This window comes from Thiobacillus sp. (genome assembly GCF_030696885.1).
Taxonomy (GTDB): Bacteria; Pseudomonadota; Gammaproteobacteria; order Burkholderiales; family Thiobacillaceae; genus Thiobacillus.
The window spans coordinates 88,069-113,544 of the sequence record NZ_JAUYRI010000033.1 but is presented as its reverse complement, the minus strand read 5'-3'; the positions used below and the strand labels follow the sequence as shown (position 1 = coordinate 113,544).

General features: G+C 66.7%; 17 protein-coding genes. 4 read left to right on the top strand and 13 right to left on the bottom strand.

Features of this window, described 5'->3' with window-relative positions:
- Nucleotides 1-102 precede the first annotated feature (102 nt).
- The 9 genes from Q8R61_RS14605 to Q8R61_RS14565 all read right to left on the bottom strand — a co-directional run bounded on the left by Q8R61_RS14605 (nt 103) and on the right by Q8R61_RS14565 (nt 12,633).
- Nucleotides 103-861 (bottom strand): slipin family protein, encoded by a 759-nt coding sequence (locus tag Q8R61_RS14605; protein ID WP_305538558.1) that lies wholly within the window; start codon nt 859-861, stop codon nt 103-105.
- Entirely contained in the window at nt 854-2,233 is a 1,380-nt protein-coding gene (locus Q8R61_RS14600; protein ID WP_305538555.1) for a nodulation protein NfeD, read from the bottom strand. The genes Q8R61_RS14605 and Q8R61_RS14600 overlap by 8 nt, the downstream gene beginning before the upstream one ends.
- A gap of 125 nt (nt 2,234-2,358) precedes the next feature.
- A complete protein-coding gene (locus Q8R61_RS14595) occupies nt 2,359-2,718 on the bottom strand; it encodes a Na+/H+ antiporter subunit G (protein WP_305538553.1) in 360 nt (119 codons plus the stop codon).
- A 13-nt stretch (nt 2,719-2,731) separates the two neighbouring features.
- Nucleotides 2,732-3,001 carry a K+/H+ antiporter subunit F gene (locus Q8R61_RS14590; RefSeq protein WP_305538622.1) on the bottom strand — a complete coding sequence of 90 codons (270 nt, stop codon included), beginning with the start codon at nt 2,999-3,001 and terminating at the stop codon, nt 2,732-2,734.
- Nucleotides 3,001-3,498 carry a Na+/H+ antiporter subunit E gene (locus Q8R61_RS14585; RefSeq protein WP_305538551.1) on the bottom strand — a complete coding sequence of 166 codons (498 nt, stop codon included), beginning with the start codon at nt 3,496-3,498 and terminating at the stop codon, nt 3,001-3,003. Before Q8R61_RS14585 ends, Q8R61_RS14590 begins: the two co-directional genes overlap by 1 nt.
- Nucleotides 3,495-5,012: a monovalent cation/H+ antiporter subunit D gene (locus tag Q8R61_RS14580; RefSeq protein ID WP_305538549.1), complete on the bottom strand. Its 1,518-nt coding sequence runs from the start codon at nt 5,010-5,012 to the stop codon at nt 3,495-3,497. Before Q8R61_RS14580 ends, Q8R61_RS14585 begins: the two co-directional genes overlap by 4 nt.
- A complete protein-coding gene (locus Q8R61_RS14575; RefSeq protein ID WP_305538547.1) occupies nt 5,012-5,359 on the bottom strand; it encodes a Na+/H+ antiporter subunit C in 348 nt (115 codons plus the stop codon). Before Q8R61_RS14575 ends, Q8R61_RS14580 begins: the two co-directional genes overlap by 1 nt.
- Entirely contained in the window at nt 5,359-8,157 is a 2,799-nt protein-coding gene (locus Q8R61_RS14570) for a monovalent cation/H+ antiporter subunit A (RefSeq protein WP_305538545.1), read from the bottom strand. Before Q8R61_RS14570 ends, Q8R61_RS14575 begins: the two co-directional genes overlap by 1 nt.
- Nucleotides 8,158-8,268: 111 nt before the next feature.
- A complete protein-coding gene (locus Q8R61_RS14565; protein ID WP_305538543.1) occupies nt 8,269-12,633 on the bottom strand; it encodes an EAL domain-containing protein in 4,365 nt (1,454 codons plus the stop codon).
- A 544-nt stretch (nt 12,634-13,177) separates the two neighbouring features.
- Between Q8R61_RS14565 and Q8R61_RS14560 the strand changes: the two genes are divergently transcribed.
- From Q8R61_RS14560 to Q8R61_RS14545, 4 genes are read left to right on the top strand one after another with little or no spacing between them, the layout of a single operon-like run.
- Nucleotides 13,178-14,134, top strand: a complete 957-nt coding sequence (locus tag Q8R61_RS14560) for a carbohydrate kinase (protein ID WP_305538541.1) — start codon at nt 13,178-13,180, stop codon at nt 14,132-14,134.
- A gap of 10 nt (nt 14,135-14,144) precedes the next feature.
- Nucleotides 14,145-16,307, top strand: coding sequence for an HAD-IIB family hydrolase (locus tag Q8R61_RS14555; RefSeq protein WP_305538539.1), 2,163 nt, complete (start codon nt 14,145-14,147; stop codon nt 16,305-16,307).
- 34 nt (nt 16,308-16,341) lie between these two features.
- A complete protein-coding gene (locus Q8R61_RS14550; RefSeq protein ID WP_305538537.1) occupies nt 16,342-18,729 on the top strand; it encodes a sucrose synthase in 2,388 nt (795 codons plus the stop codon).
- A 14-nt stretch (nt 18,730-18,743) separates the two neighbouring features.
- Nucleotides 18,744-19,655, top strand: coding sequence for a mechanosensitive ion channel family protein (locus Q8R61_RS14545; protein ID WP_305538535.1), 912 nt, complete (start codon nt 18,744-18,746; stop codon nt 19,653-19,655).
- 7 nt (nt 19,656-19,662) lie between these two features.
- Here Q8R61_RS14545 and Q8R61_RS14540 read toward each other — a convergent pair whose 3' ends face one another.
- The 4 genes from Q8R61_RS14540 to Q8R61_RS14525 all read right to left on the bottom strand — a co-directional run bounded on the left by Q8R61_RS14540 (nt 19,663) and on the right by Q8R61_RS14525 (nt 25,476).
- Nucleotides 19,663-20,757, bottom strand: coding sequence for a thioredoxin fold domain-containing protein (locus Q8R61_RS14540; protein WP_305538533.1), 1,095 nt, complete (start codon nt 20,755-20,757; stop codon nt 19,663-19,665).
- A gap of 143 nt (nt 20,758-20,900) precedes the next feature.
- Nucleotides 20,901-22,520 carry a proton-conducting transporter membrane subunit gene (locus Q8R61_RS14535; RefSeq protein ID WP_305538531.1) on the bottom strand — a complete coding sequence of 540 codons (1,620 nt, stop codon included), beginning with the start codon at nt 22,518-22,520 and terminating at the stop codon, nt 20,901-20,903.
- Nucleotides 22,508-24,019, bottom strand: coding sequence for a complex I subunit 5 family protein (locus Q8R61_RS14530; RefSeq protein ID WP_305538530.1), 1,512 nt, complete (start codon nt 24,017-24,019; stop codon nt 22,508-22,510). Before Q8R61_RS14530 ends, Q8R61_RS14535 begins: the two co-directional genes overlap by 13 nt.
- Nucleotides 24,016-25,476, bottom strand: a complete 1,461-nt coding sequence (locus Q8R61_RS14525; RefSeq protein WP_305538528.1) for a complex I subunit 5 family protein — start codon at nt 25,474-25,476, stop codon at nt 24,016-24,018. The genes Q8R61_RS14530 and Q8R61_RS14525 overlap by 4 nt, the downstream gene beginning before the upstream one ends.

Sequence of the window (25,476 nt, the reverse complement as noted above, 5' to 3'; positions counted from 1 at the left end):
CCCCACAGGTTCCCGAATGCGTTCGGGATTGGCGCTGAGCATACCGTGATGCGGGCCGGCATGCCACCGTAACCCTGCATTCCGCGTGGTTTTTTCAGGCGGCTATTCGCCGGGCTTGCCGCTGCGCATCATCAGGTTCATCAATTCCCCCGGCATCGGGAAGACGATGGTATTGGTGCGGTCGCCAGCGATGTTGGCGAGCGTCTGCAGATAGCGCAGCTGCATCGCCTGCGGCCGGCCGGCGAGGACCTCGGCGGCGGCCAGCAGTTTTTCCGAGGCCTGCAGCTCGCCCTCGGCATGGATCACCTTGGCGCGCCGTTCGCGCTCGGCCTCGGCCTGCTTGGCGATCGCGCGCACCATGGTTTCGTCGATGTCGACGTGCTTGATCTCGACGTTGGATACCTTGATGCCCCAGGCGTCGGTCTGCGCGTCGAGCAACTGCTGGATGTCCTGGTTCAGGCGTTCGCGCTCGGCCAGCATGTCGTCGAGTTCGTGCTTGCCCAGCACTGCGCGCAGCGTGGTCTGCGCCAGCTGGCTGGTGGCGACCAGGTAATCCTCCACCTGCAGGATGGATTTGGCCGGATCGATGACGCGGAAATACACCACCGCGTTGACCTTGACCGAGACGTTGTCGCGCGAGATCACGTCCTGGCTCGGCACGTCGAACACCACCGTGCGCAGGTCGACCCGCACCATCTGCTGGATGCCGGGAATGATGATGATCAGCCCCGGCCCCTTCACTTTCCAGAAGCGTCCCAGCATGAACACCACGCCGCGCTCGTACTCGCGCAGGATGCGGATGCTGGCGACCAGCAGCGCGATGATGACAAAGACGAGGGTGATCCAGCCGAATTCAAACATGTCCATTCTCCTTTTCCGCTTCCACGTCGAGTATCAGATCGTGCCGGGCGCGCACCTGCACCCGGCTGCCGCGTTGCAGCGGTACCGCGCTGCGCACCCGCCACTGCTCGCCGTGGACGCGTGCCCAGCCTTCATGCTCCAGGTCCTCCAGAATTTCGCCAGTGGCGCCGATCATTTGTTCCGCGCCGGTGACCACCGGCCGCGCCCGCGCCCGGATCGCCATACCGGCGACAAAGAAGCTGAACAGCGCGCTCGCCAAGGCCACCGGAACGATCAGCATCCACGGGATGCCGTAGCCCGGGAGGTCAGTGTCGATCAGCATCACCGAGCCGATGATGAAGGCGACGATGCCGCCCAGCCCCAGCGCGCCGAAGCTGGGAATGAAGGCTTCCGAGATCATCAGCACGATGCCGAGGATGATCAGCGCCAGCCCGGCATAGCTGATCGGCATGACCTGCAGCGCGAACAGCGCGAGCAGCAGGCAGATGCCGCCGACCACGCCGGGAAACAGCATGCCGGGATTGGAGAATTCGTAGATCAGCCCGTAGATGCCGAGCAGCATCAGGATGTAGGCAATGCCGGGGTCGCCGATCACCGCCAGCAGGCGGCTGCGCCAGTCGGGCATGACGCGCTCGATTTCGGCCTGCGCGGTGTCGAGGGTGACGCTCCGGCCACCCGTCTGCTGGCCATCCATCGGCCGGCTTTCCATTGGGATGGCGCGGCCGTTGACCTGTCGCAGCAGGTCGCCGAGATCGGTCGCCACCAGGTCGACCACCTTCAGCTTCAGCGCGTCGGACGCTGGCAGGCTGACGGCTTCGCGCACGGCCCGTTCGGCCCATTCGACATTGCGTCCGCGCAGCTCGGCCAGCCCTCGGATGTAGGCGGCGGCGTCATGCACCGCCTTGCGCATTTTCGGATCGCCCGGCGGGGTTGCGTCGGGCTTGTCCGGCGCGGCCGGCTTGTCGCCGCCCGCCGGCGCCAGCTCGACCGGTGTCGCCGCGCCCAGGTTGGTGGCTGGCGCCATCGCCGCGATGTGGCTGGCATACAGGATGTAGGTGCCGGCGCTGGCGGCGCGGGCACCCTGCGGCGAGACATAGGTCGCCACCGGAACCCTGGAAGCCAGAATGGCCTTGATGATGTCGCGCATCGCAGTATCGAGCCCGCCCGGAGTGTCCATCTCGATCACGATCAGATGCGCCTGGTCGTCGTTCGCCTTCTTGATGCCGCGCAGCAGATAGTCGGCGCTGGCCGGGCTGATCGCCCCCTGCACCGTCAGCACCCGCACCACCGACGCACTCGCTGGGGCGGCCAGCAGCAGCGTCAGGCAGGTAAACAGGACAAGTCGGGACAGGAAGCGCAGCGGGTCGGCCATGGCTTCACTCTAGACCTAAAAAAAGATCCTGCCCCGGCTGCGAGGCTTGAAGCGGCTGATCCGAAATCGGACAGACTGTCCGGGTTCCCGGCCTGATTGCGGCCGCGGCGCGAATATACGTGCAGTCAATCCGCCGGATCGCGCTGCAGGGCCGGGTCCGGCGCGGTCGAGGTGTCCTGAGCGGGGAGGGCGGCGAGCGACTTGACCTTCAGGTGCAGCGCCGCCTTGGCGAGCAGGTGCGCGGAGACCGGCGCGGTGATGAAGAGGAAAAGCGTGACCAGCACTTCGTGCAGGCTGACGCCTTCCTCGCGCACGCTGAAGTGCACGGCGGAGGCGATCAGCAGGCAGCCGACGCCCAGCGTGGTGGCCTTGGTGGGGCCGTGCAGGCGGGTGTAGAAATCGCGCAGGCGCGCCAGCCCGAGCGAGCCGATCAAGGTGAAGATCGCGCCGGTGAGAATCAGCAGGGACAGCAGGATGTCGATCATGGTTGCCCGGTCCTCATTCGATGATGTCGCCGCGCAGCAGATACTTGCACAGCGCCACGGTGCCGACAAAGCCCATCATTGCGATCAAGAGCGCCGCCTCGAAATAGATCGCGCTGCCGAGGTGGATACCGAGCAGCACCAGGAGCGCGATGGTGTTCACGTACAGGGTGTCGAGCGCGAGGATGCGGTCGGGCGCGTCCGGGCCCTGGATCAGCCGCCAGAAGCTCAGCAGGAAGGCCAGGGCGACCAACGCATAGGCGATCGGGATGACGGTCTCCAGCATCATGCGTTCTCCTCTTCGAATACCTGTTTCAGCGGCGTCTCGTAGCGCTGCTTGATTTCGGCGACCAGCGCGGCCGCGTCGCCGGTGTCGAGCGTGTGCACGATCAGGGTGCGCTTGTCCGCGCTCAGATTGGCCGACACCGTGCCCGGCGTCAGCGAGATGGTGTTGGCCAGCAGGCCGATCGCCAGATCGGTCTTCAGCGCCAGCGGCACCTCGACGAAGGCCGGGCGCAGGCGTTTGGGGCCCTTGAGGATCAGCCAGGCGACCAGGAAACTGCCGCGCACGATGTCGATGAAGAACACGCCGAGAAAGCGCAGCAGGACGCCAGTGTGGCGAATGCGGATCCGTTCCGGCCAGAAGCGCGAAGTGGCGAAGGGAATCAGCCAGCCGAGCAGCGCGCCGAGTACGAGCGCGCCGGCGGAGAACTCGTTGACCAGCAGCAGCCACAGGAGGGCGAGCGACAGGCTCAGCAGCGGGTGCGGCAGCAGGCGTCTCATCCCCGTCCTCCCAGCACGGCGTCGATGTATTGGCGCGGGTCCAGCAGCTGCGCCGCGATGGCTGCGGCGTGATCGGACAGCGGCCCGGCCCAGATCACCATACCGATAAGCAGTCCGAGCAGGCCGACCACCGGCGCCAGCGCCGCGTTCGCGGGCGAGGTCAGCGCCGCCGAGTCGTGCGCGGTGTAGGTGCGGTAGAACAGCAGACTGCCGCTGCGCGCCAGCGCGATCACGCTCACCAGACCGGTGACCAGCACCACGCCCCACACCCACGGCAGCAGCGGCGAGTCGAGCGCGGCCTGCAGCAGCATGAACTTGCCGAGGAAGCCCGACAGCGGCGGCAGCCCGGTGATGGCCACGGCGACGATGAAGAACAGCCCGCCCAGCAGGCGTGCGCGCGGCAGGGCGGGGCCGGACTCGAAGCGGTCGTCGCGTTCGCCGCGCGCGCGGGCGATGCTGTCGGCCAGCAGGAACAGCGCGGCCGCGGCGAAGGTGGAGTGCGGCAGGTAGTAGAGACCGGCGGCGAGCGCGCCGGCGCTGCCCAGGCCGAAGGCCAGCAGCAGGGTGCCGATCGAGGCCACCACCAGATAGGCCGCCTGCTGCTTGAGCGAGGTGCTGGCCACGGCGCCGGCCATGCCGAGCGCCAGCGTAATGAGTGCGAGCGGCGCCAGCCAGGCGTCGAGCAGATCGGTCAGCGGCCCGGCCGCTTCGCCGGCCATCAGGCTATAGACGCGCAGGATGCTGTAGGCGCCGACCTTGGTCATGATCGCGAACAGCGCCGCTACCGGGGCGCTGGTGTGGGCGTAGGCGGCGGGCAGCCACAGGTAGAGCGGCAGCAGCGCGGCTTTCAACGCGAATACGCCGAACAGCAGCAGGGCGGCGGATTGCACCAGCGCCGCGTGCTCCGCCGGCGTCGCGGCCAGCTTGACCGCGAGGTCGGCCATGTTGAGCGTGCCGGTGACGCCGTACAGGGTGCCGACGGCGAACAGGAACAGGGTCGAGCCGACCAGGTTGATGACGACGTAATGCAGGCCGGCCTTGACCCGATGGCGGCCGCCGCCGTGCAGCACCAGACCGTAGGAGGCGAGCAGCAAAATCTCGAAGAAGACAAACAGGTTGAACAGGTCGCCGGTGAGGAAGGCGCCGTTCAGACCGAACAACTGCAGCTGGAACAGCACGTGGAAATGCCGGCCCTGGGTGTCGATGCCGCGCACGGCATAGCCCAGCGCAAACACCGCGAGCAGGGCCGTGGTCAGCAGCATCCACGCTGCCAGCCGGTCGGCCACCAGCACAATGCCGTAGGGCGCCACCCAGTTGCCGAGCAGGTAGACGAGATGGGTGCCGTCGGCGGTCGCGTCGTTGAGCGCGAGCGCCAGCGGGATCAGCGCCAGCGCGGCGGCGAGGCTGATGCCGCGCTGCAGCGCGAGCGGCGCGCTGCGCAGCGCCAGCAGCAGGATGCCGATTAAAAGCGGCAGCACCACCGGCAGGATGGGCAGATGGGCGAGCGCGTTCATCAATGCCGGCCCTCGGGGCTATCTTCGTGGTGACCGTCGACATGGTCGTTGCCGAGTTCGGCGCGCGCCTTGAGCGACAGCACGATGACGAAAGCGGTCATGCCGAAGCTGATGACGATGGCGGTGAGCACCAGCGCCTGCGGCAGCGGGTCGGTGTAGCCCTGGGCCGCGTCGCTGATCACCGGCGGCACGCCAATGGCGAGGCGCCCCATGACGAACAGGAACAGGTTGACGGCGTAGGACATCAGGGTGAGCCCGAGCACCACCGGAAAGGTCTGGCCGCGCAGCGCGAGGAACACGCCGCCCGCGGTGAGCACGCCGATGACGAGGGCGATGAGCGCTTCCATCAGCGGGCCTCCTTAGTGCGGGGTTCGCCGCGGTGCAGGCTGCCGAGGCCGGTGAGGATCATCAGCGTGGCGCCGACGACGACGAGGAAGACGCCAAGGTCGAACACCATCGCCGAGGCGAGCTCGAATTTTCCGACCACCGGCCAGTTCATGTAGCCGAAGGTCGAGGTGAGGAAGGGATGGTCGAAGGCCCAACTCGCCAGACCGGTGAAGGTCGCGATGCCCAAGCCCCAGGCGATCATCGGATGGCTGTCGGATGCCATGCGCTGGTGGGTCCACGCGGCGCCGTTGGCGAGGTACTGCACGATCAGCGCCACCGCGGTGATGAGGCCGGCGATGAAGCCGCCGCCCGGCTGGTTGTGGCCGCGCAACAGGATGAACACCGCCACCAGCAGCGCCAGCGGCAGCAGGATGCGGGTGAGCGTGGCCATGATCGCCGGGTGGGCATCGGCATCCCAGCTGCGGCCGGCGGCATCGCGGCTCGGCGCGTTCAGCTGCAGGCCCTGCAGCAGCGCCACGATGCCAAGGCCGGCCAGCGCCAGCACGGTGATTTCGCCGAGCGTATCGTAGCCGCGGAAGTCGACCAGGATGACGTTGACCACGTTGGTGCCGCCGCCGCCCGGCTTGCTGTTTTCGAGGAAGTAGCCGGCGATGGTGTCGTAGGGCCGGGTCAGCACCGCCCACGCCAGCGCTGCGGCACCGCTGCCAGCCACCAGCGCGATCACGCCGTCGCGCCACACGCGTCCGCGGTCTTTTTCCGGTGCCGCCTGCTGCGGCAGGAAGTAGAGCGCCAGCAGCAGCAAAACAATGGTGACGATCTCGACCGACAACTGGGTCAGCGCGAGGTCGGGGGCGGAGAACTTGATGAAGGCGAGCGACACCACCAGGCCCACCACGCCGATGGTGATGAGCGCGATGAAGCGCTGGCGGTGCCACCACACGGTAGCGAAGGTGGCGACGATCAGGGCGCCGGCGGCGATCAGGCTGACGGCGTCGAGCGGCAGGCCTTCGCGGTTGCCGGTGAGCGGCGTGTCGTTCGCCAGCCAGGGCACGATGCCTAGCGTCAGCGCGGCCAGCAGGAACAGGAACACCTGGCGCTGCAGCGAACCGGTGTCGATCAGCCGCGTGATGCCGCGGCTGAGGGCGAACAAGCCATCCTGCAGCGCGTTGAAAGCGATGCGCGCGTCGATGCGATCGAGGGTGCGCTCATGCCACGCTGTCAGCGGATGGCGCGAGAGATAGAGCAGCGCGCCGCCCACCAGCGCGAACAGACTCATGACCAGCGCCGGGTTGATGCCGTGCCACAGGGCCAAGTGATACTCGGGCAGCGCGGCCTGCAGCGTGCCCTCGGCCGCCACGGCCAACAGCGGCGCGACGGTGAGCGCGGGCGCGATGCCCACCACCAGGCACAGCACCACCAGGATTTCCACCGGCACTTTCATCCAGCGCGGTGGCTCATGCGGCGTCTTCGGCAGATCGACCGGCTCGCCGTTGAAGAACACGTCGTGGATGAAGCGGATCGAATAGGCCACCGCAAAAGCGCCGGCCAGGGTGACCAGCGCGGGCAGCAGCCAACCGCCGATATGGCCTTCGGCAATGTGCACCGCCTCGGCGAAGAACATTTCCTTCGACAGGAAGCCGTTCATCAGCGGCACGCCCGCCATCGCGGCGGCCGCCACCATGGCCAGGGTCGCGGTATAGGGCATGAACTTCCACAGGCCGTTCAGCCGCCGCATGTCGCGGGTGCCGGATTCGTGATCGATGATGCCGGCCGCCATGAACAGCGAAGCCTTGAAGATGGCGTGGTTGATGATGTGGAATACACCGGCCACCGCGGCGAGCGGCGTCGACAGGCCGAACAGCAGGGTGATCAGGCCAAGGTGGCTGATGGTCGAATAGGCCAGGAGCCCCTTCAGGTCATGCTTGAACAGCGCGACGTAGGCGCCGAGCAGGAGCGTGGCGAGCCCCGCGCCGCTCACCAGCCAGAACCATTCCGGCGTGCCCGACAGCACGGGCCACAGGCGCGCCAGCAGAAACACGCCGGCCTTCACCATGGTCGCCGAATGCAGGTAGGCCGACACCGGGGTGGGCGCGGCCATCGCGTGCGGCAGCCAGAAGTGGAAGGGGAACTGCGCCGACTTGGTGAACACGCCGAGCAGGATCAGCAGCAGCGTCGGCACGTAAAGCGGATGTTCTCGGATCAGGTCGCCGGAAGCGAACACGTCCGAGAGTTCGTAGCTGCCGACGATGTGGCCGAGCAGCAGGAAGCCGCCGAGCATCGCGAAGCCGCCCAGCCCGGTGACCGCCAGCGCCATGCGCGCGCCGTGGCGGGCTTCCTCGCGATGCTGCCAGTAGCTGATCAGCAGGAAGGACGACAGGCTGGTGAGCTCCCAGAAGATCAGCAGCTGGATCAGGTTTTCCGACAGCACGATGCCGAGCATCGAGCCCATGAACAGCATCAGATAGCTGTAGAAGCGTCCCATGCTGTCGCGCTCGGACAGGTAGTAGCGCGCGTACAGCACGATCAGCAGGCCGATGCCCAGAATCAGCCCGGCGAACAGCAGCGCGAGGCCGTCGAGGCGGAAGGACAGGTTGAGTCCCAGCGCGGGTATCCAGTCGCGCTGCTGGATCAGCATCTCGCCGGCGAAGGGCAGGTGCGCGGACGGCGCCAGCAGCGCCAGCGCCGCCAGCGTGACGGCGCCGGCCGCCCACGCCGAATGCGAGCGGCCGAAGCGGGACGCCAGCGCAACCAGGGCTGCGCCTACGAACGGGGTCATTACGGCGAAGAACAGCGTCATCGATCAGAGCGTGGGGTTGAAGCCGGTACAGGGGCCGACGGACGCGACATTCTAGCGTGACTTGCGGCCACCCAGAACCTGTGGCCCGCATCGGACCCGTGTGATGCGGCCTCAGTCGAGGCTGGGATGCGTGGCCGTCGGCCGGTCGAGGTGATAGCCCTGCGCCATGTCGACGCCAAACTGCGCCAGCATGTCGAGCGTCGCGGCATCCTCGACGAACTCCGCCACCGTGACCTTGCCGAGGCCGCGGGCGACGTCGATCATCGCCTTGACGAAGGCCTGGTTGTCGCGGTTGTTGGGCAGGTCGCGGATGAACATGCCGTCGATCTTGAGGATCTGCACGCTGAGGTACTTGAGGTAGGCGAAGGTGGAAAAGCCGGAGCCGAAATCGTCGAGACAAATCAGACAACCGGTCTGCTGCAGTGCCTCGATGAAGCGTTGCGCATCCTGCATTTCGGACACGGCCGCGGTCTCGGTCAGTTCGATGATCAGCCGCTTCGGCGCGACGCCGTGTGCCTGCAGCTGTTCCTGGATGTAGTGCGGCAGCGTGGGTTCGTCGAAGCTGCGGCCGGAGATGTTGACCGCCAGCGCCGCCAGGTCGGGATGGCTGGCCAGCGTCTCGATGCTGCGGCGAATCACCCAGCGGTCGATTTCGAGAATCTGGCCGTTTTTCTCGGCGATCGGGATGAACTGGCCGGGCATGATCAGGCGCGTGGGATCGAGCGGATCCTGCATCCGCACCAGCGCCTCCAGATGACTGAGGCTGCCGTCGCGGGTGTGGTAAATGCCCTGGAAGTGCAGTTCCAGCCCGCCCTGTGCGAGCGCCTGCGCAATGCGGCTGCTCCAGGTCATGCGCGCCAGCATGGCTTCGGCCACGTTGCGGCTGGCGTCGTAGACGGCCCAGGTGTTCTTGCCGCTGTCTTTTGCCTGATACATCGCGGTATCGGCATGCGCGACCAGATCCTCGGCGTTGTCGCCGTGCTCGGAGAACAGCGCGATGCCGATGCTGACGGTCAGGCGCAGGTTGCTGCCGCGGAAGCGGAAGGGAATCGCCGCGATGGCGTGCACCACGCGTTCGGCCAGCTGCACCGCTTCGTCGCCGCGAAGGAGTTCGACCAGGATGGCGAACTCGTCGCCGCCGACGCGCGCGAACATTTCGCCGCCGCGTACCAGGCTGGCGACTTCGCCTGCCGCCCGCACCAGCACGGTGTCGCCGGCGCGGTGGCCGAAGGTGTCGTTGATGGTCTTGAATTCGTCCAGATCGAAATACAGCAGACCGAAGCGCGCACCGCTGCGCGACGAGGCGCTGATCATGCGCTCCAGATGGTCCTGGAAACGGTGGCGGTTGTAGAGGCCGGTCAGCGCGTCGTGCTCGGCCAGGTAGATCAGCTGCTGCGCGGTCTGCCGCTCGTGGGTGATGTCCTCGTAGATCCACAGCCGGCCGATCACGCGGCCGTCGGGGTCGGACACCGGATAGGACAGCTGGGTGAGGATGCGGCCGTCATAGAGGTCGACCTCGAAGCGCTCGCTGATCTCGTGCGTGTCGAGCACATGCAGGATGTGCTTGGAGGCGTGGTCTGGGCGCGCGAAGCGATGGGTCGAGTGATCGAGCACGGCCCGGGTCGGGCGCCCCACCAGTTCGATGTCGTCCTTGATCGCCCACATGTGGCGGAACGACGGGTTGACGTATTCGACCCGGCCCTCGCGGTCCTCGAACAGGATGCCGATGCTCATCCCCGACAGCAGCGCGGCCATGCGGCCCTGCTCACGTTGGGTCAGCGCCAGCAGTTCGTGCTGGCGCTGCTCGGAGGCGCGCAGCTCTTCCAGGCTGCGCGCCAGCGCCAGTTCGGTCTGTTTCTGCTCGGTGATGTCGAAGATCACGCCGTGCCACAGCACGCTGCCGTCGGGCAGGCGCTCGGGCGAGGCGCGGCCTTCCACCCAGATTTCACCCTTGAGCGGATGGTTAATGCGGTATCGCAGTTGCCAGGGCGTGAGTTCACGCGCTGAGCGCTGGATGTAGTCGCTGATGCGCGGCAGGTCGTCCGGGTGCTTGTATTCAAAGACGATGGCGCCGTCGCTGGCGACCTCCTCGGGCGCCACGCCGAAGATGTCGCGGATGCCTTCGCTGGCGTAGGGAAAGCATGAACTGCCGTCCGGCCGCATCTGGAACTGGAAAATCATGCCGGGCGCATTGCGGCCGATCTTGTTCAAGCGTGCCAGCAGTTCGGCGCGCGCGGTGACGTCGGTGGCAATGCCGAGATAGCCCGTGATGTGGCCGCTCTCGTCGCGCAGTGCCGTCACCCCCAGGTTAACGGTCAGGCGCACGCCGTCGCTGCGGATGTAGGTCCATTCCTGCGGGACCAGGTCGCCGTGCCGGACCGGTTCGAAAAACACGTCCATCCCCTGCAACGGCCGGCCGTACTGGCGGCCCAGCTGCTCGGCGCGCGTCGCCAGTTCGGCGGCGGCGTGGAAGACCTGCGGCGTCTGCTTGTCGACCATGTCTTCCGCCCGCATGCCGAGCATTCGTTCCGCGCCCTGGTTGAACAGCGTGATCCGTCCGTTTTCGTCGGTGGCGATGATCGAAACCTGGGTGGCGGCGTCGATCACCGCCTGTAGTTGGCGGCGCGCGGTCCGGGTAGCCTCATCGGCCATCCGCCGCGCAGTCACGTCCTGGCTCATGCCGTACATCTGCCGCGGGGTGCCGCTGGCATCGCGGCGCACTTCGCCGCGCGCCGTGGTGATGCGGATTTCGCCATTGGGGCGGCGGATGCGAAATTCGGTTGCGTAGGGCGTGTGCTCGCGCATCGCATGGTTGACCTGCGCCACCACCCGGTCGCGGTCCTCGGGGTGGATCGCGTTGATGAACAGCTCGAACGTGGCGGCGACGGCGCCCGGCTCGTAGCCGTAGATGCGGTAGTGCTCGTCGGTCCAGGTGAGCGCGCCGCTGGCGATGTCCCATTCCCAGCTGCCGACATGCGCCATGGCCTGACTCTGGCTCAGCCGCTCGGCGCTTTCGCGCAGCGCGCGGTCGGCGCGCAGCTGTTCGGTGATGTCGATGAACGACGCCATCATGCAGATCGGCGTGCCGGCCTCGTCGCGCACCTGGTTGGCGGAAACCTGCGCATCGAAACAGCTGCCGTCGCGCCGCCGTGCCCGGATCGTTCCTTGCCACAGGCCATCGCGCGTCAGCGCCGCGATCCCGGTCTGGGCCTGCTGTGCGTCGGCCATGAATTCGTGCGGGTAATGGCCGAGCGCCTCGTCCGCGCTGTCCATCCCCCAGAGCGCGAGATAGGCGGGGTTGACATAGGTGATCTGCCCATCCATGCCGGAAATGGCGATGGCATTGATCGACGACTCGATGGCGGCGTCCTTGATACGCAGGGATTCGTTGGCCCGCATCAGCGCGGTGGCGTCGGTGACGTGGCCTTCCAGGTAGCGCAGCCGGCCGTCGCGGTCGTAGATGCCGCGACCGCGTTCGTAGACCCAGCGTAGGGCGCCGTCGCGCGCCTGGATCCGGTACGACAGCTCGAAATCGCGCTGCTCGCCGAGTGCCGTTTGCACGGTGTCCCACACCCGGCGGGCATCGTCGCCATGGATCAGTCCGCCCATGGTGATGCGGCGGCGGACCATGAAATCATCCGTGGTGTAGCCGGTCAGCTCCTCGACATTGCCAGCGAGGTAGACGAAGGACCAGTTGCGGTCATTGTTGCAGCGATAGACGAGGCCGCTGAGGGTGCCCAGGATGCGTTGCAGGTTGTTGTGGCTGCGGCTGCCGGCCTCGCGCACCAGCATGATGAGCGCCAGCGTGGCAAGCACCGCGCTGCCCGCGCGCAAGAGCTGGATCGGCACGCCGGTGACGGCAACAAAGTCTGCTGTGTTGGGTACCTGGATGGCCAGTTCGGATCCCGGCGAGACGACGGGCGTGAGGATGCCATAGCCGATAAGGGCGGTTGCGAGTGCGGTGAGCCAGTGTGCATGATTAGGTGTGCCGTCGGCCCGGGCAGAGGCCATCATGCTGCGCCGCAGCGCGAACAAGCTCCAGCCGCTCAGCAGGGCGCCGGGCAGGCCGACAAAATAGCGCGAGCCCGCCTCGAGGACGGCCAGTGTCGGGGAAATGACCACAGCCAGCGCGACGACCCCCAGTGCCGCTACGCCGTACACCCATACGGCAGGCAGCCGCACGCCGCTGCGCGCCAGCGTGCGGCGGCCGAATTCCAGCAGCGGCACATAGGAGACGGCGAGCAGCACGGGACTCAGTGTGGCGAGCGCGAGGCTGGGCCGGGTCAGCCGTTCCCATTCGACGAATTCGAGCACGCCGTGCAGCAGGCCGAACAGGGCCAGCAGCCACAGGTCGCGCGCAAAACGCAGGGTGGTGTCCTGCCGCGGCAGCACGTACGCCACCACGCCCAGCGTGAAAAAGGCCAGACCGTATACCTGATAGATCAGCCCGAGATGGGAGTTGGCCCAGCCGCTCATGAATGGACGAACGGAACGCGAGAAGCGGGGGCGGAAGAAACGGGAAGGCGCGCGGCGATTCGGGGCAGGTCGGGGCAGGGCGTGTGTGGGACGTCCATCGCGCGTGCGTCGTAGTGAAGTGTTGCGACGTTAACCCGCGCGCCACCAAGGGTCAAGGCCGTTTGTCTCGCAGGTGCCTAGGTCCTGGGGGGCGCGCAACTTGGCGGCCAGGCTTGCGCAGCAATAATGTTTTGTGCAAATATAAATAAGCGCTCCGCCCGTCGCCTGCGCTGGTCCGTGGGATGTCCGGGTGGATGCGCGTCCCCGCGCAGCCTGCTGCCGCTCCCCCAAATGTTCTGCCAGCGCCTTCACTCAGAGCCTGTTTCGGCGCGTGGTGTTGAAATACGAGCAGTCTTCCTGGACAGGGCGGCTGACGCTGTTCCATCACAGCGATTCTTGTTCAGCCTGATTTTCAAGCTGAATGACGTGATTTGAAGGGAATCTTTGTCCGGGCAGGCCGCCCTAGTTAAATTATTGTTCAATATTGTTTTGGTGAACGTGAACCATGAATACGCCGACTGAAATGCGCACGATGCGACCGTTCGACGACAGCTTGCCTGTGGCAGACCAGAGCGTGATCGCCTTTGGCGAAACCCTGGTCGACCAGTTCCGGGACCGCAGCGTGCTGGGCGGGGCGCCCTTCAATGTGGCGTGCCATCTGCGCGCGCTGGGGGCGGATCCGGTGCTGGTGACACGCGCCGGCAAGGATGCGCTGGGCGACCAGCTGCTGCAGGCGATGACCGAACGCGGGCTGGACATGCAAGGCGTGCAGCGCGATCCGGGGCGCCCGACCGGCCGCGTCAAGGTCACTGAAACCGAGCGTGGGCATGCCTTTGACATCCTGTCGGATCAGGCCTACGACCACATTCACCCGAGTCTGGCGCGCATGGTGGGCCTGTCCTCACATCCGCGGATCATCTACTTCGGTACGCTGTCCCAACGCAGCGATTCACGTCGTGCCTTGCATGCGCTGCTTGGCGCGGTCGACGCCTGCGCGTTTCTCGACGTCAATCTGCGCGATCCCTGGGTGGACCCGGACACGTTGCGCTGGTCGTTGCAGCAGGCCCATGTGGTCAAGCTCAACGAGGATGAACTGATCCGCATCAGCGACCTGCTCGCGCTCGATGGCGCCACGCCCCGGGCGCGGGCCGGCGTGCTGGTGTCGGGGTTCGCGCTGGAGCGCGTGGTGGTGACGTGCGGCGCCGAGGGCGCCTGGACGCTCGACCACGCTGGCCGGATTGAAGCGGTGGCCGGCGAGCCGCTGCCGCACCTGGTTGACACCGTGGGTGCAGGTGACGGCTTCGCTGCGATTTTCATGCTCGGCATGCTGCGCGGATGGCCGCTCGCGATGAGCCTGGCGCGCGCCGATGCATTTGCCCGCGCGCTGTGCCAGATCCGTGGCGCAGTGCCGGATACACCGGATTTCTACCAGCCGTTCATACGCGGCTGGAAACTTGAATAGGGAGGGGTGCGTGCGTGATCTCTACGTGCTGATGCTGAGTGTGCATGGCCTGATGCGCGGGCACGACCTGGAGCTTGGGCGCGACGCCGACACCGGCGGACAGACACTGTATGTGATCGAACTGGCGCGGGCGCTGGGGCGGCATCCGCGGGTCGAGCAGGTCGACGTGCTGACGCGCCTGATCGACGACCCCGCAGTGTCGACGGACTATGCGGCACCGACTGAAATGCTGGGAGAGCGCGCCCGCCTGGTGCGATTGCCGTGCGGCCCGCGGCGCTACCTGCGCAAGGAAAGCCTGTGGAACCATCTCGACCAGCTGGTCGATCGCACCATCAGCCATCTGCGGCAACAGCCGCGCCTGCCCGACATCATCCACAGCCATTACGCCGATGCCGGCCATGTCGGCGTGCAGCTGTCGCAGCTGCTCGGCATCCCGCTGGTGCACACCGGGCATTCGCTCGGGCGCTGCAAGCGCCAGCGCCTGCTCGACCATGGCCGCCGAGCGCAGACGATCGAACGGCAGTTCAATTTTGTGCGTCGCATCGCCGCCGAAGAAGCGGCGCTGGCGCAGGCTTCGCTGGTGGTGACCAGCACGGCGCAGGAAAGCGTCGAGCAGTACGGCCTCTACCATCATCACCAGCCGTCGCGCATGGTGGTGATTGCGCCCGGCACCGATACCTCGCGCTTTGCGCCGCCCGGACGCGAGCCGATTCCGCCGCACGTGCCGGCGTTGGTCGACCGCTTTCTCACGCAGCCGAAAAAACCGCTCATCCTCGCCATCTGCCGTCCCGAAGTGCGCAAGAACCTGGGCCGGCTGGTGGCCGCTTACGGCGAATCGCCCGAACTGCGCGAACGCGCCAACCTCGCGATCGTCGCCGGCAATCGCGACGACATCCGTACGCTGGACGAGGCACAGGCCGATGTATTGAAGGACCTGCTGCTCGACGTCGACCGCTACGACTTGTGGGGCAGCGTCGCGCTGCCGAAGCAGCATCAGTCGGACGACATCCCCGCGCTGTACCGGCTGGCGGCGCAGCGGCGTGGCGTGTTCGTCAATCCGGCGCTGACCGAGCCGTTCGGCCTGACGCTGATCGAGGCAGCGGCGAGCGGCCTGCCGGTGGTGGCCACCCGTGACGGCGGCCCGCCCGACATCCTGGCGCATTGCGAAAACGGCGTGCTGGTCGACCCGCTCGATCCCGCCGACATTGCGCGCGGCCTGCTCGCCGTGGTGTCGGACGCGCGCACCTGGCAGCGCTATGCGCGGCGCGGCATCAACGGCGTGACGCACCATTACACATGGGATGCCCACGTCGACAAATATCTGCGGGCGATCGACCGCGTGGTCTACCGCAGCCGCAAGCAGGTGCGGCGCGAACGCGTGGCACAGCAGCTGCATCACAACCCCATGCCTTACGTGCAGCGCATGCTGGTGAGCGACATCGACAACACCCTGATCGGCGACCGCGCCGGACTCGCCGCACTGGTGCGCGTGCTGCGCGAGCGGCCGCCCAGCGACGGCTTCGGGGTGGCCACCGGGCGCCACCTGCCGAGCGCGCTCGCGGAGTTGCGACAGGCGCGGGTGCCGCTGCCCGATGTGCTGATCACCGCGGTCGGCAGCGAGATCCATTACGGCCCCGAGCTCCGTCCCGATGTCGGATGGCAACGCCATATCCAGCATCTGTGGCGGCGCGACGCACTGGCTGCATTGTTCGAGGATCTGCCCGGCCTCACGCTGCAGTCGGGCGACCAGCAAAGCGAATACAAGCTGAGCTTTAATGTCGACCCGGCCACCATGCCCAGCCTGCGCCAGATCGACATACGGCTGCGCGAGCATCGCCTGCGCGCCAACCTGATTTATTCACATCAGGCCTATCTCGACGTGCTGCCGATCCGCGCGTCCAAGGGGCAGGCCATCCGCTATCTGGCCTATAAATGGAGTTTGCCGCTGCGCGCTTTCCTGGTGGCGGGCGATTCCGGCAACGACCTGGAAATGCTGGTGGGCGACACGCAGGCCGTCGTGGTGTCCAACCACAGCGTCGAATTGGAGAAGCTGCGCGGCATGGACCAGGTGTATTTCGCCGACACGCCGTGCGCGTCCGGCATTCTCGAAGGCATGGCGCATTACGGTTTTGTCGGGGAGCCCTTGCCCGTCCCGCAGCCACAGGCCGCCTGATCCCATATCCATATTCCAAGACCCCGGAGGTCGCATGATCGATGCTTTGAAAACCTGGACGGTGGACCACCGTGATCCGGTGGGCGCCTACCTGCGCCATTGCTTTGCCGAAGATCGCGCGCTGCTGCTGCAGAGCGACCTGTGCCATGTGTTCGATGCGCTGGCACGCGACTATGAGACCGACCTGAAGGGCTCACCCCTGCATCAGGCGGTGCGGCACTTTCAGGAAGGCGTGTTCCAGCAGCCGTGGGCCTATTTCGCGCTGCGCGAGGGTGCCGGCCGCTGGCATTACCTGCGCATGCACCTGGAACAGCTGGTGCCGGAGCGCGTATCGGTGAGCGAGTTTCTGGCGTTCAAGGAGACGCTGGTGAAGCCGGCGATCTCGGGCGACAGCGTGCTGGAAATCGATTTCGAACCCTTCGGCCGCCATGTGCCGCGGCTGCAGGAAACGCGTTCGATCGGGCAGGGCGTGCTGCATCTCAACCGGGCGCTGGCGAGCGCGATGTTCACCCGACCCGAGGTGGGACAGGCCAAGCTGCTGCATTTTCTGCGCATGCACAAGATCGACGGCCAGCAGCTGATGCTGGCGCCGCATATCGGCGATGTGGAGACTTTGCGCAATGCGTTGCGCGGCGCGCGCCAGCAGCTCGATGCGCTCGACCCCGACTCGCCGTGGTCGGCGTGCGCGGCGGCGCTGGGTGCGCTGGGATTCGAGCCCGGCTGGGGCGCGACGGCGGGCCGGGCGAGCGAGACCATGAGCCAGCTGGTCGACATTCTGGAGGCGCCGTCGCCTGCCGTGCTGGAGGCCTTTCTTGCACGCATCCCGATGATCTCGCGCCTGCTGATTGTGTCGCCGCACGGCTATTTCGGTCAGGACAATGTGCTGGGCCGTCCCGACACCGGCGGCCAGGTGGTCTATATCCTCGACCAGGTGCGCGCGCTGGAACACGAGATGCGCGCGCGCATGGCGATCCAGGGCGTGACGGTCGACCCGCAGATCGTCGTCGTCACCCGCCTGATCCCCGAAGCCGACGGCACCACCTGCGATCAGTCGCTGGAAAAAATCCAGGGCACCGACCATGCGTGGATCGTGCGGGTGCCTTTCCACCATGCCAACGGCGAGGTTGTCCAGCAATGGGTGTCGCGCTTCGAGATCTGGCCGTATCTGGAAACCTTCGCGCATGATGTCGAGCATGAGGTTCTGGCAAAATTCGGCGGCCGCCCGGACCTGATCATCGGCAACTATTCCGACGGCAACCTGGTTGCCAGCCTGCTGTCGACGCGCATGGGCGTTACGCAGTGCAACATCGCCCATGCGCTGGAGCAAACCAAGTACCTGCACTCGGCCCTGTACTGGGAGGGCAACGAAGCGGCCTATCACTTCGCCTGCCAGTACACCGCGGACATCATCGGCATGAACCACGCCGACTTCATCATCACCAGCACCTACCAGGAAATCGCCGGCACGCCGGACAGCATCGGCCAGTACGAAAGTTACCGCGCGTTCACGATGCCGGGGCTGTACCGCGTGGTCAACGGTATCGACCTGTTCGATCCCAAGTTCAATATCGTGTCGCCGGGCGCCGATGCCACGGTGTATTTCCCCTACACCGAGACGGCGCGCCGCATGCATTCGCTGATGCCCGAGATCGACAGGATGCTCTACGCGCCCGACCCCGGCGTGCCGTATCGCGGCCACTTCGACGATCCCGACAAGCCGCTGCTCTTCACCATGGCGCGGCTCGACCGCATCAAGAATCTGTCCGGCCTGACCGAATGGTTTGGCGCCTGCGAGCGTCTGTCCGAGTCCGCCAACCTGCTGGTGATCGGCGGCCATGTCGATGCCGCCGCCTCGGATGACGAGGAAGAACGGGCGGAGATCGACCGCATGCACGGCCTGATGGACCAGTACCGGCTGGACGGCCGCATGCGCTGGCTCGGCGCCCGCCTCGACAAGAACCTGGCCGGCGAGCTGTATCGGCATGTCGCCGATCGCCGCGGCCTTTTTGTGCAGCCCGCCTTGTTCGAGGCTTTCGGCCTCACGCTGATCGAGGCGATGGCGTCCGGTCTGCCGGTGTTCGCCACCCGCTACGGCGGCCCGCTGGAAATCATCCAGCACGGCATCTCCGGATTTCATATCGATCCCAACGAGGGCGCGGCCGCCGCGACGGCGATGGCCGATTTCCTGCAGCAATGCGAACAGGATCCGGCAAAATGGCAGCGCGTGTCCGAGGGCGCGCTGGCGCGGGTGGCGGCACGCTATACCTGGCAGCTGTATGCCGAGCGCATGATGACGCTGTCGCGCATCTACGGGTTCTGGAAGTTCGTCAGCAACCTGGAGCGTGGCGAGGCCGGCCGCTACCTGCAACTGTTTCACCACCTGCAATACCGACCGCTGGCACGCGCCGTGGGCGAACACTGAAAGGGCAGCACTCGATGTCGTATCTGGATTTAATGCAGGCGCAACTGGGCGAATGGCGCGGCCTCGCACTCACGCTGGTGAATGTCGTCATCATCCTGGCGCTGGCGTGGCTGGCGCTGCGGCTGTCACGCAAAGGATTGGCGCGTCTGCGCGCGCGCATGCAGGCGGGCGGACTGGCCGATTTTGAACGCGTCAAGCGGCTGAACACGCTGGAGCAGGTGTTCCGCTACGCCATCGCGGTGATCATCACCCTGGTCACCGGCATGCTGGTGCTGTCCGAGCTCGGCATTTCGATTGCACCGATCCTCGCTGCGGCGGGCGTGCTCGGCATCGCCATCGGTTTCGGCGCGCAAAGCCTGGTCAAGGATTATTTCACCGGGCTGTTCCTGTTGCTGGAAAACCAGGTGCGCCAGGGCGACGTGGTGGAAGTGGCCGGCAAGGGCGGGCTGGTCGAGGAAATGACGCTGCGCTACATCCGTCTGCGCGATTACGAGGGCAGCGTGCATTACGTGCCGAATGGCACCATCGACAGCGTCACCAACCGCAGCCGCGGCTTTGCCTATGCCGTGATCGACATTGGCGTGGCCTACCGCGAGGACGTCGACGAGGTTTATGCCGTAATGCGCGAAGTCGGCGTGGCGCTGCGTGCCGATCCCGAGTATGCCGGCAAGATCGAGGACGATCTGGAAATTGCCGGCGTCGACAACTGGGCGGATTCCGCGGTGGTGATCCGCTGCCGCTTCAAGGTCAAGCCGCTCGAGCAGTGGGGGGTGCGGCGCGCCTACCTCTACCATCTGAAAAAGGCCTTCGACGCCGCCGGCATCGAGATTCCGTTTCCGCACCTCACTATGTATGCCGGACAGGACAAGTCGGGGCATGCCGCAGCACTGCCGCTGCAAATGCAGCGCCAGCGCCACGAGGCGTGACGCCCAATCAGCGCACGTGCCGCACCGGCATCGCCAGCGGTTCGTCGGCGTAGCGGTAGATGTTGACGTCGCGGCCCTGCTCACGGACGTGCTCGGTCACCCCGGCGAGGTAGCGCTGGAAGCTCGGCTCCTTCTGGTAGTCCTTGCCACTGACGTAATCGAACATGCCCATGGTATGGAACACGCGGAACGCGGACTCCCAGCGGATGACTTCCTTGCCGGCGGGGTTGAACAGCACGATGCCGGGCGCGTAGTTCACGCCGAGCTCGCGCACCCAGTCGCGCACCGCCATGCGCTTGCCGTCGGGGGTGGTGATCATCTCGCGCGACCACATGTCGAAGCGCACGTTGTCGAATTTCGCCAGCGCCTTCCTCACTTCTGGGTCGGCGATCACGCGGTGGTGCAACACCTCGCAGTCGGGGCAGTCCTTCTGTTCGAAGTACACGGCGAGCGGCTTGGCGCCCTGGCCCTTGCGGCGCAGATCGGTGACGTTCTTGAGGAAAAATTCCTGCGAGATCATCTCGCCCGAGCTCTTTTTGGGCGCGCCCTTCTCGCGCTCGGCAACAAAGTCGCGGAAGGCCGTTTTCTTTTCCATCTTGCCACCGACCCAGTCGAGCGCGGCCTGCATGCGCGCCGGCGGCACGTAGCCGTTCAAGCGCAGCACGATCTCGCCCTGCTCGTCGAGGAACATCAGGCTGGGGGTGAACTGCACCTTCATCGCCGCGCCGTAGGATTTTTCGGTGTAGGTCTTGCCGTCGAGCCCGACGACTTCGCGGTCGCCCCACAGGTTCATCGCGATGACGTCGAATTTTTCACGCATCGTGGTTTCGATTTCGCGCTGCGAAAGATTGCGTTCGACCAGCGCCGAACAATAGGGACAGTTGTCTTGGTTGAACAGCAGCATGACGCGCTTGTTGGCCTTGGCGGCTTCCTTCACGTCGTCGCGTAGTACCAGGAAGCTTTCCTTGAACCACGCGGGATACTCGGTGGCCTGGGCGCCGTAGTAGGTGCCGGTGCGGGCGGGGGCCTGGCCGGGTGTGGCGGCCTGCAAGGCAAACGCTGCGAGCAGACCGGTCAATGCAAAAACGTAGCGAATCGTCATGGGGGTCTCCATCCGTTATCAATATCAGTTTTGCTGCAAACCATGTTAGCAGGCGGGGCCAGACGTAGCGTCGCACTGGTATGAATCTACATGCGGCCTTGCAAAGAGACCTTATTCTGCCTCGGCCAGTTCCTGCGTCGCGCTCAGCGGGCCAGCAGTACGATGAAACCGGCGAGCAGCGCCAGCCACAACGCACCGGCCAAGGGCCAGGCGCGCAGGCGCGATTCCAGGCGCGGCGGGCGACGCGCAGCGTGGGTGGGCAACGTGGGCAGCGCAGGGGGACGCAGGTGGGCGAGGCGCCGCGCGAGGGTAGCCAGCAGGCGCTCGAAGGGCACGAGCAGGTCGCCTGCCGGAATCTGCGGCGCGCGCAGACGCAGCCTCAGGGCGATTACGGTCAGGACGAGAGCGGCGAGGATCGGCCACAGGGCGTAAAGGAGCACGCCCGGTTGCAAGGCCGCGGTCCAGCTTGCCGACGGCGCAAGGCCTGCCGTCATCCCGGCGACGCCCGCAAGCATCAGCAGCCACGGCGCCCACAGCGATGCCGGTGCGCCGCCAGCAGTGGGCGCTTCGCGGACCCGTACCAGAAACCGCGCCATCAGCAGCGCGGTGCCGAGCACGCCGACGGCGAGCAGTACCGGCAATACGTCGGCCCACGGCGCGGGCAGCGGGGCGAGTGCGTCCTTGAGGCCGAGCTTGGCGAGCATGCCGCTGCTGAAAGGCGCGCCGGCAAGCGCGAGCGCGGGCAGCGCGAGGCCGGCGAGATGGATGAAGCTTGCGCCGTGGCGCGCGACGACGCCGAGGCCAAGGAATAGTGCCGCCTTGGCGAGGGCATGGTGGGCGGCGTAGACGACGAGCGCGGCGGCGATGAGCGGCCACAGTTCGGGCGCGACGAGTCCCGCGCCAACGCCGAGCGCGAAGTGGCCCATCTGGGCGACGCTCGAATAGGCGAGGATCGCGCCGGGCTGGCGCTGCATCAGGCCGATCACGCTGCCGCCGACGATGGCCGCGCCGCCTGCCAGCATCAGGATCTGACCGGCGTCCGGCAGCGCGGCGTCGCCGAGCGGCAGGAAGCGCAGCCAGCCGAGCAATCCCGCCTTGATCATGGCGCCGGCGAGCACCGCCGCGGCGGGCGCGGGCGCCGCGGCGTAAGCGAGCGGCAGCGAGACGTGCAACAACGGCAGTCCCACCTTCACGCCGAAGCCGAGGAGGAGGCAGGCGACCGCCCACGGATGGTCGGGCGCGAGGCCGAGCGCGAGCAGCAGGCCCGAGAGAATCAGCATTTCGCCCGCGACGGCCAGCACCAGATAGACGCGGCCGGCGCGCCGCGCGACGGCGTTGTTGTCGTGCGCGACGAGGCCGTAGGCGGCGAAGCTCATCAGCGCGTAGAAGGCATAAAAACCTGCGGCGTCGAGCGCGAGGCAGGCGCCGAGATTGCCGGCCTGGGTCAGCAGAAAGAACACGGCGAAGCGCGCGCGGCGCGGATCGTCGGCGAGCCAACCGCGCGCGTACCAGCCAGCGGCGAGCCAGATCAGCGACGTGAACAGCAGGAACACGCGACCGGTGTCGTCCACGCCCAATTGCAGGCCGGTGAGCACGTCGGGTAGTTCGAATAACAGCGGCTCACGCGCGGCGAGCGCGAGTACCAGTGCGGGCAGCGGCGCCCCCGGCGCGAGGGCCAGTGCAACGGCGCGGCTGCGCGGCAGCGCCACGAGCAGCGCGAGCAGCAGCGGCAGTGCGAGGCTGACGAGGATCAGGGTGTCCATTGCAGATACTCGCGTCCGGCAATGAGCGTGGCCCAGTCGAGCGGGCTGAACGCGCTGGCGGCGAACAGGCCGACGATCAGCGTTGCGGCGGCCGTGGCCATCGGTGGCAACAGCAGCAGCGGCGCGGTTTCCCAGCCGCGCCGCAGCGGGATGTGCTCGTGCGGCCAGGTTTCGGGTGGCGGACGGAACCAGGCGCGGTGCAGGATGGGCAGGAAATAGGCGGCGTTCAGCAGGCTCGAAACCGCAAGCACCGCCAGCACCCACGGCATGCCGGCCTCGAGCGCGCCCAGCCCGAGGTACCACTTGCTGATGAAGCCGGCGAGCGGCGGCACGCCGATCATGCCGAAGGCGCCGATCGTGAAGGCGAGCGTGGTCCAAGGCATGCGGCGGCCGACGCCGTCCATTTCGCTCACCTTGTGGATGCCCAGCGTCTCCGCGTAGTTGCCGGCGCAGAAGAACAGCGTGATTTTCATGATGCCCTGGTGCACCAGATGGACGATGCCGCCGATCGTGCCGACTGGGCCGAACAGCGTGACGCCGAGCACGATGTAGGCCACCTGGCTGACGGTGGAATAGGCGAGGCGCCTTTTCAGATCGTCCTGAAACAGCGCGCGCAGGCTGCCCCAGAGGATGGTGATCGAGGCGACGATCGCCAGCGGCAGCAGCAGCGAGAGCGACTGCGCGAACTCGATGCCGTAGACCTCGTAGACGATGCGCACGATGCCGAAGGCGCCGGCCTTCACCACGGCGACCGCGTGCAGCAGCGCCGACACCGGCGCCGGCGCCACCATCGCCAGCGGCAGCCAGCCATGCAGCGGCACCAGCGCGGCCTTGACGCCGACGCCGGCGATCAGCAGCAGGAAAATGATCTGCAATTGTCCGGCAGTGTCCGGTGGCAGCGTGGACAGCGTGCCGCCCGGCGCAAAGTCGACCTGCCCGGCCAGGCCATACAGCCACACCGTGCCGATTAGTAGCAGCGCGCCGCCGCCGAGCGTGTAGGCAAGGTAGATATGGCCGGCGCGCAGTGCTTTCTCGGTGCCGCGGTGAACCACCAGCGGATAGGTGGCGAGCGTCAGCAGTTCGTAGAACAGGAAGAAGGTGAACAGGTTGCCCGCCATCGCCACGCCGACCGTGGCGGTGACGCACAGGCTGAAGAAGCCGAAGAAGCGGCTGCGGTTCGGTGCGCCTTCCAGATAGCCGATCGCGTACAGGGTGGTGAACAGCCATAGCACTGCGGACAGGGTGACGAACAGCATCGCCAGCGCGTCGGCCTTGAGCACCAGATCAAGACCGGGCAACACGGTGTGGGTGAACACGTACTCGTGGTCGTGCAGCACGCCCCACAGCATGACGCCGATCAGCGCCAGCTTGGCGAAGGCGCCGACGAGGTTGAGCGTGGTGCGGAGCCGCACGCGCGATTCGGCGAGGAAGAAAATGAACAACCCCGGCACCAGGGAACTCAGCACCACCGCGACCGGCAGCCAGGTGTCGGCGATCATGCGCCTCTCCCGACCGCGAGCAGGTCCATCAGCGGCGCGCCGAACACGCCCAGCAGGATGGACGCCAGCGCCAGCGCGAAGGCGCTGAATTCGAGCACGCGCGGCACCGGCGTGACGCTGTCGCCCTCGGCCACCGGCAGGAAGGCGCGGCGCAGCACCTTGAACACATAGGCCGCGGTGAGCAGCCCACCGACGACCATCACCGCGACCCACCACCATTGACCGGATTCCAGCGCGGCCTGCAGCAGCAGCCACTTGGCCGAAAAACCGCCCGACGGCGGCAGGCCCATCAGCGTGACGCCGGCCATGCCGAAGGTGAATAGGGTCAGCGGCAGGCGCGCGCCGACGCCGCCGAGGCGGTTGATGTCGTCGCGCCCGGTGGCGACGATCATGCTGCCGGCGGCGGCGAACATCGCCGCCTTGGCGAGCCCGTGCGCCAAGGCCTGCATTACGCCGCCCTGCAAGGCGCTGTCGGCAGCGGCCGGCAGCGTCAGCGTGGCGAGCGGGAACAACAGGAACAGATAGCCGATCTGCGCTACGGTCGAATAGGCGACGAGCATTTTCAGCCGTGTCTGCGTCAATGCGAGCAGCGAGCCCCAGATGATCGCGGCTGCGCCCAGCGCGCCGATCAGCTGCGCGGCGTCGACCGTGGTCAACGGCTCGAACAGGTCGAGCCATAACCGCACGACGAGATAGAACGAGGCCTTGATGACAAGCGCCGAGAGCAGCGCCGACACCGGCGCCGGCGCGCCGCCGTGCGCGGGCGGCAACCAGAAGTGGAATGGGAAGAGCGCGGTCTTCAGCATCAGACCGAGCAGCATCAGCGCGGCGGCCAGCGTGACGGCAAACGGTGCCTCGTCCGTGATCAGCGGCGCCAGCACCTCGAGCGATACGCTGCCGTAGGTGCCGTAGATCAGCGCCACGCCCAAGAGATACGCGCCGGAGCCAAGCAGCGTCGCCAGCAGGTATCGCAGCGCCGCGGTCACCGGCGCAGTGCCGCCGGCGATCGCCACCAGACCCACTGCGGCGAGCCCGAGCAGTTCCAGCGTGACATAGATATTGAACAGGTCGGCGGACACGAACAGCGCGTTGAGTGCGGCGAGCATGAGCCCGGTGATCGGCCAGAACAAATCGCGCCCTTTTGTGGTCGCAGCGAAGTAGCCGCGCGCGTAAACTGCCAGCGGCAGCGCGACCGCCTGCGTCAACAGCAGCATCACGGCGGCCAGCCCGTCGGCGTAGAGATCGATGCCGAGCGGCGCGCCCCAGCCGCCGACCGCGTAGGCGCGCGCACCGGCGTCGACGAGTTGCGCCGCAAGTTGCAGCGCGAGCAGCATCTGCAAAACCAGCGCGACGATGGCGAGACGCGCGCCGCGCCCGGGGCCGAGCACGAAAGCGAGCGTGCCCCACACCAGCGGCAGCACGATCAGCCAGGGCAGGGGATCGAGCCAATCCGTCAT